Origin of the sequence: Corynebacterium flavescens, from assembly GCF_008693105.1 — a bacterium.
Classification (GTDB): Bacteria; Actinomycetota; Actinomycetes; order Mycobacteriales; family Mycobacteriaceae; genus Corynebacterium; species Corynebacterium flavescens.
Genome location: NZ_VXKK01000025.1, coordinates 1 through 689, shown reverse-complemented (window position 1 = coordinate 689; position 689 = coordinate 1). Strand labels below are relative to the sequence as shown.

Annotated in this window: 1 pseudogene; it reads left to right on the top strand. The window is 60.4% G+C overall.

Going from position 1 to position 689, the window contains the following annotated elements:
* Positions 1 to 115: 115 nt before the first annotated feature.
* Positions 116 to 689: pseudogene (locus tag F4V60_RS04320) on the top strand (HNH endonuclease signature motif containing protein); the annotation flags it as partial.

Sequence of the window (689 nt, the reverse complement as noted above, 5' to 3'; positions counted from 1 at the left end):
GAGCCCGAGTCACCAACTGGAAACAAGCCATTAATCAGATGGCCGTGGCCTACCCCGACCGCTTCAACACATACCTCTAACCAAACAAGTTCACAAAGCCCCACACACAAAGAACTTGACGCGCTCCGCCCTGAGCACCCTGCACCAGATCGAATCTTTTACCCGCCGCGTCGAAGGACGCCTGGCCACGTGGAACCTGCGCGTAGAGTTATGCGCCACGCCCAGCGAGCAGGTTACTGCGGTAGCCAGGCGCCGGCTGCGCGAGATGCGTGTCCCCCACAAGTATTGCGAGCGCGCACTGTTGCGCCAGCACCCCAACGGGCTGGCTACCTTGACAGTAACGGGTAATGGGTTGGATATGGCAGATGCCTTCCGAACCATCGACCAGCAGCATCCGGGTAAGAGTTTTATCGCCCGCATGCTCGGTGAAACAGGCCCCGCCGCGCGTACTCGCGTGACCACCATGGCAGTCCTCCATTTGGAGGACTACGGCACGATTATGCGCCGGGAGGGCGATGACGTGATGGTGCGCACCACCAGTGGGGCTGTTATCACCGGCGCACAGCTTGTAGAACGCGCCTGCGCCAACGAAGGGCTTATCACGATCATCAGCCGTACACACGGGCCGGTGGACTTGTACCGCTGTGAGCGCTTCGCCTCAACAAAACAGCGCACGATGCTCGCAGCAG